Here is a 13,184-nt window from a genome sequence, read left to right as displayed (position 1 = left end):
TTCACAATAATCTTTTTAATTCTATAACATTCCTTGTATAATTTCAACTGTGAATATCGTGTAATTATGACTCCCATGGACGTATTCTATAAGAAGCACCTATCTTATCGCATATTATCCGGCACTGTGCTTCTTCCTCGTGTGATATAGTTGTGTCAACCGTTGTCATAACAACATTAAGCCCATTTGCTACGCATTTCTTCGCAAAATCTATCATCTCATCAAATGTCTTATCACCGAATTTACTTCTTACAAGCTTGTTATACTCATCCTTATCAGGATTGTTAAGACTTATTGATACAGTATCTATAAGACCGGCCATTTCTTTTGTTATATCTCTTTCATTGATAAGGTTGCCTGCTCCATTAGTATTGATTCTGATTGGCTTATTATTGTAAGTCTTTTTAATAAATGCTGCTACCTCTCTTACCTTATCCCAGCTTTCTGTAGGCTCACCAAAACCACAGAATACTACTTCACCAAAATCATCAAGATTCCATTTGGCGAATTCATCTATAACTTCACTTACAAGAGGTTCTCTTTCAAGCCATAATCTGTCCGACTCGCCAATTCTATCCATAGTCTGTCTAAGACAAAATGTACAGGCAAATGGACATTTATTAGTCATATTAACATAAAGATTATTATGTACTTTATATAATATCTCCATAATTGTTCTCTCTTTCTTTTATTAAATCATCTAACATTAACATTCTTCTAATTATCTCTCATTATTATCAGACGTCTTAAATATCAAAATATTTTAATATCTTATCCATTAATCATCTTAATGTTGTAAGCAGCTCCTCAAAGCACACTCCGTCAGTAACTGGTATCTCTAATTCTATTGATTTCATTATGCATTTCTTTATGAACTGTGAAGCCTTTCTTACTGATTCGTGGAAATTAACTTTATTAACTGCATCTGCTGCAATTATCGCCGTAAATATATCACCGGTTCCAGACCTCTGTGTTCCAACCTTAGTTGTCTTAATCTCATATCCGCCACAGCCGTCCTCATAACAATAGTTAGCAATATATGTACCTCTGACAATTCCTGTTATAACTATCTTTGAAGGTCCCATATCTGATAACTGCTTAGCGATTATCTCAAGCTCTTCATTACCGTACTCTGCATTATATTCCCTGCCTGTTAATATACAGGCTTCTGTAAGATTAGGTGTAAGAATATTGGCATAACTTACAAGCTTTTTCATCTCTTCGCAGGTTTCTTTAGTATATGTAGCATACAAATTACCGTAATCACCCATAACAGGGTCAACAACAACTATATTATCAGGTGTCTTAAATATGTCAAAGAAATATCTGACTATCTCAATCTGTTTATGAGAACCTAGAAAACCTGTACATATTCCATCGAATTTAAGATTAAGCTTCTCCCACTCCTTTATATAAGCCGGCATACTTTCTGTAAAGTCTTCAAAATAAAAGCTTTCAAAACCTGTATGATTAGACAATATTGATGTTGGCAGTGGGCAACACTGCACTTTAAGAGCTGATATAATCGGAAGCTCTACAGCTATAGAACATCTTCCAAAACCTGAGTAATCATTAATAGCTGCTATCTTTTTCTGGTTATTATGACTCATAAATCTTCCTTCCTATCATATATTTAACTTTAATCAGTAATATCTTAACCAATATAATATTAAAATTAATATCTTCTTAAAACCTATATACTCTTAACCAATATCAAGCATTTCTTTGGATTTGAAATGTTTATCAAATGTGATAAATTCTATTCTATTCACCACCTTTTTAAGTTCATTTAGCACATCAGCTTTTACAACGAAGTTAAACAGCTTTGTAAGTGGTGCTGTAATAATATACTGTAATGTATACAAGGTTGAAGATTGAAGCACTATTCCGTCACCCGACGAGGCAGCACACTCCACGCAGTACATTCCATTTTCCTTATATGAATATAACTGTAACTCCTTCTCACTTCCGCAGCCTGCACAGCTAAAGAAATCCGGACACTCTCCATTAACGGCTATCAGCCGTATCTCATATATATATCTTACAAGTTCATTGGGTAATGATTTATTAACCAGTGCCTTAAATGCAACATATAAAAGATTAATCATATCTGCGGCATCAAGATTTTCCCTGCCATAATATTCTGCCAGCTCCGCAAAATAATATCCGTACAGCACACCATCAAGATCGCTTACAAGCTCTTCAAAATAATTCGTAACATTGGCTTTCTGTATTGTGTAAGAGTCCCTGCCCCTGTACACCTCGAATGTTCCAAATATAAATGGTCTTGTAACTCCTATCAGGTGGCTGTTAGGACGTCTTGCTCCTTTGGCAAATGCCGCTATCTTACCAAGCTCCCTGCTGAGTATGACAACACGTCTGTCATAATCTCCAACAGGCATACTCGACAATATAAATCCTGTGACAGAAACTACATCAGCCACCCTGCCACCTCCGGATTAATTCTGTGTCTTGTTATCTTTCTTATCATAGCCAAAATTCTTTATAAGAATGTCGCTGTCTCTCCATTCCTTCTTAACCTTCACCCAGAGTTTAAGATTAACCTTGTTGCCAAGTTGCTTTTCTATCTCATACCTGGCATTAGTTCCTATCTTTTTAAGCATTTCACCACCCTTGCCGATGATAATACCCTTATGTGAATCTCTTTCACATATTATTGTTGCATCTATATCTGTAATCTTGCCTTTAGATGACTTTCTGTCTTTAAATGTATCTATAACAACAGCTATTCCGTGTGGAATTTCTTCATTGAGGGCATGAAGTGCTTTCTCTCTTATAAGCTCTGCAACAATCTGTCTTAATGGCTGGTCTGTAACAGTATCTTCATCATAGAACATAGGTCCGTAAGTAAGATATTTGAATATTGTTGTTACAAGGTCATCAACATTACTGCCATTTCTTGCTGATACTGGAATTATCTCATCAAATTCAAGCTCTTTATTGTAGCAGTCGATTACAGGAAGTATCTCCTCTTTCTTTACTGTATCAACCTTGTTGATTACTAATATCTTAGGTGCATTTACCTTTTTTAACTTCTCTATAATATGCTGCTCACCTGCTCCGATATACGTTGTTGGTTCTACTATAAAGCACACAACATCAACTTCATTAATAGTCTTCTCAGCAGCTCCTACCATATATTCACCAAGCTTATTCTTAGCCTTATGGATACCCGGCGTATCAACAAATACAATCTGTCCTCTCTCATCTGTATACACTGTCTGTATCCTGTTTCTTGTTGTCTGTGGCTTATTAGATGTTATCGCAATCTTCTGCCCTATAATATTATTCATAAGTGTAGACTTGCCAACATTAGGTCTTCCAATAAATGTTACAAATCCCGATTTCACATTGTCGTTGCCAGAAGCAGCACCGCCGCTTATTCCACTGGCTTTAAGCATTTCATCTAAATTCATCGTATTCTCCTTATATATCCAATATCATTTATCCGATAAGAGGCTTTATTTCATCAAATAAATCTGCTGCCTCATTAATCTGCTTCTGGTTACCTACTACGCATAAATAATTCTGCCCAACTGCTGATTCTATAAGTGGAGCAAGTTCTCTTATACTCTCAACTGTCGCATCAAGAACTTCTTCCCTGTCTTTTCTTAACATATCTTCTGTGCAATTGCACATATAATGTGTAAATGACCTGCTGCCAATAGCTGATGGTGTAAGAGGTGCATCTATCTCTCCAATGGTTCCTATTATGAACTTAACCATATCTCTTCTGCTGACATTAAAATTCCTTATATAATCAGCCGCACCCTCGTATATATCGTTAGTCTTTTCAAGATTAGGATCCCTGTAAGATACCATATAGAAATCACCATTTCTTGATGAACCACTCATGCAGCCGTAAGCTCCACCTTTAACCCTTACATTAATCCAGAGATAATCATAAGAGAATATAACCTTTAACACTTTAAGTGCTCCTGTATACTTATATCCGTCTTTTACGAAATTACCACATCTTGCAACATACTGTACCTGTGATGCTGATGTGTATCCAGTCTTTACATTAACCGGTATAAAGCTTCTTACTGCTGTATTATAATGTTCATCTTTGATATTACAGCTCTTGGCTGACAATGCCTTGACAAAGCAGTCATAACCCTCATCGTCTGCTGTAAGGCTTACTATAACATTATCCTTATTGAATATATATCCAACAAGCTTATTAAGCTTATCCACTATCTGTGTCTTATTCTGCTCAAATTCTTCATCAAGCTTCTTAATGAACTCATAATATTTGTAACCCCTTAATATATCTGAGTAATAAGCCGACTCTGAGAACTGTGCACAGCACTCTAACATAGCAATTGAATGACCCTGCCCCATAAGAGAAGCTTCTAGTCTTGATTTAATTCTTGCAATTATCTCCTTTAATCTCTTATAGTCATCAAATCTGGTATTATACATAATCTCTTCCATCATACCAAGAACAAATGGAACTTTCTCATATAATGCCTTACTCTTAACCTCATATACAATTGTATTCTTACTAAAATCAACCTTATCGCTATATAGAGCTGTTCCTGTTGCAAGACCACCGCAGTTAATATTAATCTCGTTAGTAAGCTCTGGATAAGTATAATTCTTAGTATCCATAAGACTTAATGTTGAGCCTAACAAGCCCATATATGGTATAAGTTCATCTGGAACACACTTAGTGTCAAATGACATATTAATATATGCAATCTTATTAGTAAATATATTATGGTGTACTATCTTAATTCCATCAACACTCTTAACATCATTATAATCCTTAGCAGGCTCTCTTTTAATGTCTGACAGCTCAAGCATTGGTATCTTTTCAAGATCTTCCTGACTTGATGGAGTATCCTGATATTCCTTTAACTCCTTTGTCTTTTTAACAAGCTCTTCTAATTCGTCATTAGTCAATGTGCTCTTATACTCTGCAAGCTTGTCCGCTTCCTTCTGTTCCTTTTCCTTCTCAAGTCCATATTCAGGCACAAGGCTTATAATTGACTTGTGGTTATTATCAAGAAGATATTCTTTTATAAGCTTCTCAAAATATCCATTTCTGGCATTCTTCTTTAACTCATCAAATGTATCTCCCGCCTCAATATGAATAAATGGCTTTGTTTCATCATATAACCAGCTATCCATCATAGTAAGATAATACATAAGTCCCTTTGGATATGGACCATAATCTGCTTCTCTGTATTTGAATTCGTAATAATTAATTCCAGCTTCTATTGTTCTTTCATTAATTCCGTCCTTAACAAGCTTTTCTAATGTGTCATTGATAACTGATACAAATCTGTCCTGCTCCTTAGAATTAGAATTCTTGGCAACTATTGAATATACAGGCTGGTAAAGTGATGTCTCATAACTTGAATATACATCAGTGCTTATACCTGCATCTAAAAGTGCCTGCTTAACAGGTGCTCCCGGTGTCATAACAAGTGCATAATCAAGTATCTGGAATGCAAGATAAAGCTTGGCATCAACAGAAGTTCCAATAACTGCATTATATGAAAGATAAGTATTATCCTCTAATGACTCATCTTCTGTTATGGCATAAGGCTTTGTTTCATATACAGGCTTGTCAAATGCTGCCTGTCTTTCTATATTGGCATGAATATCAACATCTGATACATCAAAGTCTGATAGATATTCCCTGTCAAGATATTCAAGTCTTTCATTAACGTCCATATCGCCATAGATATATATATAGCTGTTAGATGGGTGATAATATTCCTCGTGGTACTTAAGGAAATCTTCATACTTAAGTGTAGGTATAACCTCAGGGTCACCGCCCGATTCATTCTTGTATACAGTATCTGGGAATAATGATACAAATGTATATCTTGAAAGCACGTCATCTGGTGATGAAAATGCCCCCTTCATCTCATTAAATACAACGCCATTATACTTGATATCATCATCTGCATTATCAAGTTCATAATGCCAGCCTTCCTGCATAAATATCTCTGGCTTTTCATACATTGCAGGATAGAACACTGCATCCATATATACATCCATAATATTCTTAAAGTCAGTATCATTACAGCTTGCCACTGGATATACTGTCTTGTCTGGATAAGTCATAGCATTAAGAAATGTATTAAGTGAACCCTTGCACAATTCAACAAATGGATCTTTAACAGGATATTTTCTTGAACCACACAATGTTGAATGTTCAATTATATGCTGCATTCCTGTATCGTTAAAAGGTGGTGTCTTAAAACCTATTGAAAATACCTTATTATTATCATCATTAGATATAACGACAACCCTCGCTCCTGATTTCTTATGTCTTAATATAATACCTGCTGAATTAAGATCTTTTAATTCTTCTTCAAGGACAATATCATATCTTGCATTACTGCCACTTATTATGTCTGATTTATTCAATTCTTCTATCTTCTTTTTAACGTCAAAACTCATCTGATAACCTCATCTAATCAATAAAATCAATATTCTTATATATTGTACCATACCTTGCCAATATTGTAATCTATTTATATAATTTTTATAACCAGCAATTATTTATAACTTGATAAAATCTTATGGCATAATTTTCATTTTTAAAATACTTGCCAAATACCAAGTTTATTGTATAATTAATTGTTTGCATATAAACATATTATAATATAAGCTGTCCCACTTATTCTTTAACATATATTATATGCAGCTAAATTACAAATTATATTTAATGCACTATGCGAAAGCGTTAGTGCTGGAATGGAGGTTATATGGAAAAAATATGGATTACCGGTGCCAAAGGCCACGTTGGTACTGCACTTTCTGCTCTCTTAGACTGCCGTGAGTATGAAATATTCCCTACTGATGTTGACGAAGTCGATGTTACAGACCTTGAAGCTGTCAACAATTATGCAAGAGTTAATCGTCCTGATATCATTATCAACTGCGTTGGTTACAGTGATGTTGCAGGCTGCGAAACTAATCCTGACAAAGCATTTGCAGTAAATGCTGTAGGAACACGAAACCTTGCTGTTATGGCACAGTCTATCGGTGCAAAGCTAATTCACATATCTACAGATGATATATTCTCTGGTACAGAGGATCATTCTTATAATGAATTTGATACACCTAATCCTAGAAATATATATGGTAAAAGTAAGCTTGCCGGCGAAGCTTATATACAGTCTTTCTGTTCGCGTTATGTGATACTAAGAAGCAGCTGGGTATATGGAATAGGACAGGATTTCCTTAACACTGTACTTTCAGCAGTTAAAGATCCTTCTGTAAATGAACTCACTGTATCTGAATATGAATATGCGTGTCCTACAAGCGCTTCTGAGCTAGCCAGAATTATTGAATATTTCATTAAAAATGAGTGTCTTGGAATATACCATGCTGTATGTCAGGGCTCTTGCAGCCGTCTTGAATATGCCAGGACTATTCTTGAATATGCCAATGCAACAGACAAGTTAAAACTTGTTCCTGCCAACAATAATAAACCAGTATATTCAGTTCTTGATAATATGATGTTAAGACTTGAACACATTGAACAGCCTAAGAACTGGAAAGATGCGCTTAAAGAATATATTAATTTATCAGGAGGCTGCTAAAGAATGGAAAAATCTTTAAAAAACACAAAAAAGCCTATGGGGCTTTCTACTAAGATATTCATAGCACTTATAGCCGGTGCAATAAGTGGTGTTTTAATCCACTATTTTATGCCAGCAGGCTATATCCGTGATTCAGTTATCGTTGAGGGTGTCCTCTATGTAATTGGACAAGGTTTTATCCGCCTTATGCAGATGCTTGTAGTTCCACTTGTATTCTGCTCACTTATATGCGGAAGTATGGCTATCGGTGATACTAAGACACTTGGTAAAGTAGGTATTAAAACTATTCTTTTCTATCTTCTTACTACTGCTGTTGCTGTATCAGTTGCATTATCAGTTGCTATGCTCATCAATCCCGGTATTGGCGTTACAATTGAAAATGTATCTACAAGCAGTGTAACTATCACTGAGAAACAACCGCTTACACAAACACTTCTTAACATAATACCTAAGAATCCTGTTGAATCACTTGCAACTGCTGATATGCTCCCAATTATCGTATTTGCATTATTCGTAGGTATTCTTTTAGCGAAAATGGGTAATAAGGCATCAACTGTAGCTAACTTTTTCAGTCAGTTCAATGACCTTATGATGGAAATGACTATGGCAGTTATGAAGGCAGCTCCTATCGGTGTATTCTGCCTTATCGCAAGAACATTTGCTAATATTGGTTTTGACGCATTTGTTCCAATGCTTAAATATATGGGCTGCGTAATACTCGCACTTGCTATCCAGTGCTTCGTAGTATACCAGTTACTTTTATTTCTCTTTACAAGACTTAATCCATTTAAGTTTCTAAAGAAGTTCTTCCCAGTTATGAACTTCGCATTTACAACAGCTACATCAAATGCAACAATTCCGCTTTCAATCAACACACTTGATAAAAAGCTTGGTGTAAGCAAGAAAATATCATCTTTCACAATACCACTTGGTGCTACCGTTAATATGGACGGTACATCAATTATGCAGGGTGTTGCCGTAATATTCGTAGCACAGATATTTGGAATTACACTTTCTCCATCTGACCTTGTTACAGTAATTATAACAGCTACACTTGCTTCAATCGGAACAAGTGGTGTGCCATCTGTAGGTCTTATAACACTTGCAATGGTATTCCAGAGCGTAGGTGTTCCAACAGAAGGTATTGCCCTTATTATGGGTATTGACCGAATTCTTGATATGTTAAGAACAGCCGTTAATATCACTGGTGATGCTGTATGTACAACTATCGTTGCTAATCAGGAAGGCCTTGTCAATAAAGAAACCTTTAATTCTGATGTTACTGTAGATAACTAATTATCAATAAATATTTATTAATATTATGAGCAAAAGGGCTTCATATACCTGTCACACAGATATATGAAGCCCTTTTAAATAATATTATTCAATTGTCATCTTAGCGATAATCTGAATTATGTAGCCTGAACTAATTACTTAGAACGGATTTCCTTAACTAAAGCAACTGCCTCAGCTGTCATATCCTTAATCTTATCGAATTCTCCAGCCTTGATTAAGTCACCCTTAACCATCCAAGAACCACCACAGCAGAAGATCTTATCGCAAGATAAGAATTCTTCAAGGTTAGATGTATTGATACCACCTGTAGGCATAATTCTTACTGTTGTGTAAGCTGCACACATAGCCTTAATCATCTTAATTCCGCCTGCTGCTGTAGCTGGGAAGAATTTAACTCTTGTAAGACCTCTCTTAACTGCCTGAGCAAGTTCAGATGGTGTTACGATACCTGGCATTACAGGAATATTCTTAGAGATACAGTAATCAACGATTTCTGGATCAAAACCTGGGCTTACGATAACTGAAGCACCAGCTGCTACAGCTCTGTCAACCTGCTCTGTTGTAAGTACTGTACCTGCTGCAAGTACCATATCTGGATATGCTTCGTGCATAAGACGGATAGATTCCTCTGCTGCTTCTGTACGGAATGTAACTTCTGCACATGGAAGACCACCTTCTACTAATGCCTTAGCTAATGGAAGTGCGTCCTTTGTATCATTCAATACTACTACTGGAATTACTCCAAGTTCTTCAAACTTATCTGCTATATTACTCATTATAATAATAGCCCCTTTCTTTTAATTATTCGACTGATACTTCTCAGTGTCTTTGATTATATCATAATTCTTTAAAAACAACAATGAAATGATATATTTCGTTTGTATTTTTATAAGAACTTTATGCATTTATTTAAAGAAGCCCTTCTTCTTTGGATGTTTGTGTTCCTCTCCTGTAAGTGTCTTATCATATTCCATAAGTGCTTCTTTCTGTTCATTATTAAGCTTTGTAGGAATATCAACAATAAGTGTAATATAATGATCTCCTCTTGTCTGAGGATTTCTTAATGTTGGCATACCTTTACCTCTGAGCCTTACTCTTGTGCCAGAAGCTGTTCCCGGCTTAACTTCATATATAACTTCACCATCAACAGTCTTTACCTTGACTTCTCCGCCAAGAACTGCTGTAGGATAGCTTATTACAACATCTGAGAAAATGTTATATCCATCTCTCTCAAATGCTGGATCTGCTGATATCATTACAGCTACTAATAAATCTCCTCTTGGACCACCATTAGTACCTGGCTCGCCCTTGCCCTGAATACGGACACACTGTCCATTATCAATACCAGCAGGTATATTAACTTCAATTGTCTTCTTGCTGCTTATATAACCTGTTCCATAGCAGTCTGGACACTTTTCTTTAACAATCTTACCTGTTCCGTGACAATCTGGGCAAGGCTGTACGCTTCTCATCATTCCAAGGAATGACTGCTGTGTTACTGTTACCTGTCCACGTCCGCCACATTTCTTACAAGTTTCAGGACTTGTTCCCGGCTTTGCACCTGTTCCGTGACACTTAGAACATTCATCCTTAAGTGTTACATCTATCTTCTTCTTAGTTCCTGTAACTGACTCAGCAAATGTAATTCTTACATTAACTCTTATATCTGCACCACGTCTTGGTCCGTTGCTGTTACGTCTGCTGCTTGAACCGCCTCCGAACATACCACCGAATATATCACCAAATATATCGCCCATATCACCGAAGTCAAAATCAAAGCCGCCACCGCCAGCTCCACCTGCACCGCCTTCAAATGCTGCGTGTCCGAACTGGTCATACTGTCTTCTCTTATCTGCATCACTAAGAACTGCATATGCTTCTGATGCTTCCTTAAACTTAGCCTCAGCCTCTTTATCTCCCGGATTCATATCAGGGTGATACTTCTTAGCTAACTGTCTATATGCTCTTTTAATTGCTGCATCATCTGCGTCCTTAGGCACACCAAGGACCTCATAATAATCTCTCTTTTCTGCCATATAGGTTCCGCCTTTCTATACCCGAAAGGAGTCAGGTACCCTGATACGAGTCCTGACTTCCTTTCTGATTTCATCTATAATTGTCAAGTCTTAAGAAGTCTTTATATAACTCCATAATTAATCATTGTTAATTACATTAACTCTGATATTATAACCTTCAATAATCATAGACCACATCATATATATTACTTAATTATACTTCCTTGTAGTCACCATCTACAACATCATCACCATAAGGTGCGCTTCCCTGTGCATTATCAGCACCTGCGCCAGCTCCCATATCAGGACCAGCACCGGCTGTGCCTGCACCCTGAGTTGCTTCATACATCTTAGCAAAGAGGTTCTGTGCTGATGTCATAAGCTTTTCTTTAGCTGCCTTAATCTCATCAACCTGAGCATCTGTCATATTCTCAGCATCTGTTGATTCAACAAGTGACTTAAGTGCGTTAAGGTCTGCCTCAACATTTGCCTTGTCGTTAGCATCAAGCTTGTCGCCAGCTTCATCAAGAGCCTTCTGTGTCTGGAATACCATAGAGTCAGCTTCGTTACGAACTTCGATAGCTTCCTTACGCTTCTTATCCTGAGCTTCGAACTCAGCAGCTTCCTTAACAGCCTTATCGATATCTTCATCAGACATATTAGAACCAGCTGTTATTGTAATATGCTGCTCCTTGCCTGTTCCAAGATCCTTAGCAGATACATTAACGATACCATTAGCATCGATATCAAATGTAACTTCAATCTGTGGAACGCCTCTTCTTGCTGGAGGTATACCATCAAGTCTGAACTGTCCAAGTGACTTGTTATCCTTGGCAAACTGTCTTTCACCCTGTACTACGTTGATATCAACGGCTGTCTGGTTATCAGCAGCTGTGGAGAATATCTGGCTCTTCTTTGTAGGAATAGTTGTATTTCTCTCGATAAGTCTTGTAGCAATACCACCCATTGTCTCAATTGAAAGTGAAAGTGGTGTTACATCAAGAAGAAGGATATCACCAGCACCGGCATCACCAGCAAGCTTACCACCCTGAATAGAAGCACCGATAGCAACACATTCATCTGGGTTAAGTGACTTGTTAGGTTCGTGACCTGTTAACTGCTTTACTTTATCCTGTACAGCTGGAATTCTTGTAGAACCACCAACTAATAATACCTTTGAAAGTTCTGAAGCTGTAAGACCTGCATCTGAAAGTGCGTTCTTAACTGGCTCAGCTGTCTTTTCTACTAAGTCGTGTGTAAGTTCATCGAACTTAGCTCTTGTAAGTGTCATATCAAAATGCTTTGGACCTTCTGCTGTTGCTGTGATGTATGGAAGGTTGATGTTAGTCTGCATAGCACTTGATAATTCCTTCTTAGCCTGCTCAGCAGCAACCTTTAATCTCTGAAGTGCCATTGTATCTGTAGAAAGATCTACGCCTTCCTTAGCCTTGAAGTCATCTAACATATACTGTGTAATAGCATTATCAAAATCATCACCACCAAGTCTGTTGTTACCAGCAGTAGCAAGAACTTCGATTACACCATCACCGATTTCAATGATAGATACATCGAATGTACCACCACCAAGGTCATATACCATAATCTTCTGCTCGTGTTCATTATCAAGACCATAAGCTAAAGCAGCAGCTGTAGGCTCGTTGATAATTCTCTTAACATCAAGACCTGCAATCTTACCAGCATCCTTAGTTGCCTGTCTCTGTGCATCATTGAAGTAAGCTGGAACTGTGATAACAGCTTCTGAAACTGTCTCACCAAGATAGCTCTCAGCATCAGCCTTTAACTTCTGAAGAATCATAGCTGATATTTCCTGTGGTGTGTACTTCTTACCATCAATATCAACCTTGTAATCTGTACCCATATGTCTCTTGATTGAAGAAATTGTCTTATCAGCATTAGTAACTGCCTGACGCTTAGCAGGATCACCTACTAATCTTTCTCCGTTCTTTGTAAATGCAACTATTGATGGAGTAGTTCTGATACCTTCTGTGTTAGTAATAACAACTGGCTTACCACCTTCCATAACAGCTACGCATGAATTAGTTGTACCTAAATCTATACCAATAATCTTGCTCATAATTATCTTCCTTTCTATGTCTTATATAGACATACTGTTTAATAATATCAATTCTATTTGTTACAAGTGTGTGTATTGTTCTGATAAGCCCTAAGCCTGTAAACGAATTCTTTCTATATCACAACTACCCACATACTTTACTTCTGGTAAAAGCTCATACCATTATACATCAACTAAATATTCTGATGT

The 13,184-nt window shown here is 36.8% G+C and carries 10 protein-coding genes; 2 read left to right on the top strand and 8 right to left on the bottom strand.

Annotated elements, in window-relative coordinates; translation table 11 throughout:
- Positions 1 to 64: 64 nt before the first annotated feature.
- The 5 genes from WMO42_RS08230 to WMO42_RS08210 form a co-directional block, all read right to left on the bottom strand.
- Positions 65 to 670 (bottom strand): TatD family nuclease-associated radical SAM protein, encoded by a 606-nt coding sequence (locus WMO42_RS08230; RefSeq protein ID WP_022503207.1) that lies wholly within the window; start codon positions 668 to 670, stop codon positions 65 to 67.
- A 112-nt stretch (positions 671 to 782) separates the two neighbouring features.
- On the bottom strand, positions 783 to 1,610 hold the full coding sequence (locus WMO42_RS08225) for a pyridoxamine kinase (RefSeq protein ID WP_022503206.1): 828 nt from the start codon (positions 1,608 to 1,610) through the stop codon (positions 783 to 785).
- Positions 1,611 to 1,703: 93 nt separating this feature from the next.
- Positions 1,704 to 2,444, bottom strand: a complete 741-nt coding sequence (recO, locus tag WMO42_RS08220; protein WP_022503205.1) for a DNA repair protein RecO — start codon at positions 2,442 to 2,444, stop codon at positions 1,704 to 1,706.
- Positions 2,445 to 2,459: 15 nt separating this feature from the next.
- Positions 2,460 to 3,422 carry a GTPase Era gene (era, locus tag WMO42_RS08215; RefSeq protein WP_055174326.1) on the bottom strand — a complete coding sequence of 321 codons (963 nt, stop codon included), beginning with the start codon at positions 3,420 to 3,422 and terminating at the stop codon, positions 2,460 to 2,462.
- A gap of 43 nt (positions 3,423 to 3,465) precedes the next feature.
- Complete coding sequence (locus WMO42_RS08210; protein ID WP_082437064.1) at positions 3,466 to 6,441, bottom strand: insulinase family protein; 2,976 nt, start codon at positions 6,439 to 6,441, stop codon at positions 3,466 to 3,468.
- 308 nt (positions 6,442 to 6,749) lie between these two features.
- On the opposite strand from WMO42_RS08210, the gene rfbD reads away from it, so the two are divergent.
- Together rfbD and WMO42_RS08200 are read left to right on the top strand one after the other, a co-directional pair.
- A complete protein-coding gene (gene rfbD / locus WMO42_RS08205; protein ID WP_022503202.1) occupies positions 6,750 to 7,589 on the top strand; it encodes a dTDP-4-dehydrorhamnose reductase in 840 nt (279 codons plus the stop codon).
- Positions 7,590 to 7,592: 3 nt separating this feature from the next.
- Positions 7,593 to 8,885: a dicarboxylate/amino acid:cation symporter gene (locus WMO42_RS08200; RefSeq protein WP_022503201.1), complete on the top strand. Its 1,293-nt coding sequence runs from the start codon at positions 7,593 to 7,595 to the stop codon at positions 8,883 to 8,885.
- A gap of 134 nt (positions 8,886 to 9,019) precedes the next feature.
- On the opposite strand, the gene WMO42_RS08195 is transcribed toward WMO42_RS08200, so the two are convergent.
- From WMO42_RS08195 to dnaK, 3 genes are all read right to left on the bottom strand, one after another.
- Positions 9,020 to 9,661: a bifunctional 4-hydroxy-2-oxoglutarate aldolase/2-dehydro-3-deoxy-phosphogluconate aldolase gene (locus tag WMO42_RS08195; RefSeq protein ID WP_022503200.1), complete on the bottom strand. Its 642-nt coding sequence runs from the start codon at positions 9,659 to 9,661 to the stop codon at positions 9,020 to 9,022.
- 129 nt (positions 9,662 to 9,790) lie between these two features.
- Positions 9,791 to 10,921, bottom strand: a complete 1,131-nt coding sequence (gene dnaJ / locus WMO42_RS08190; protein ID WP_022503199.1) for a molecular chaperone DnaJ — start codon at positions 10,919 to 10,921, stop codon at positions 9,791 to 9,793.
- 193 nt (positions 10,922 to 11,114) lie between these two features.
- A complete protein-coding gene (gene dnaK / locus WMO42_RS08185) occupies positions 11,115 to 12,995 on the bottom strand; it encodes a molecular chaperone DnaK (protein ID WP_055174123.1) in 1,881 nt (626 codons plus the stop codon).
- Positions 12,996 to 13,184 lie beyond the last annotated feature (189 nt).

This window comes from Lachnospira sp. CLA-JM-H23, from assembly GCF_040096425.1.
Classification (GTDB): Bacteria; Bacillota; Clostridia; order Lachnospirales; family Lachnospiraceae; genus Lachnospira; species Lachnospira rogosae.
Note: the sequence above shows the minus strand (reverse complement) of the source record. Positions and strands in the feature narration are given on the sequence as shown.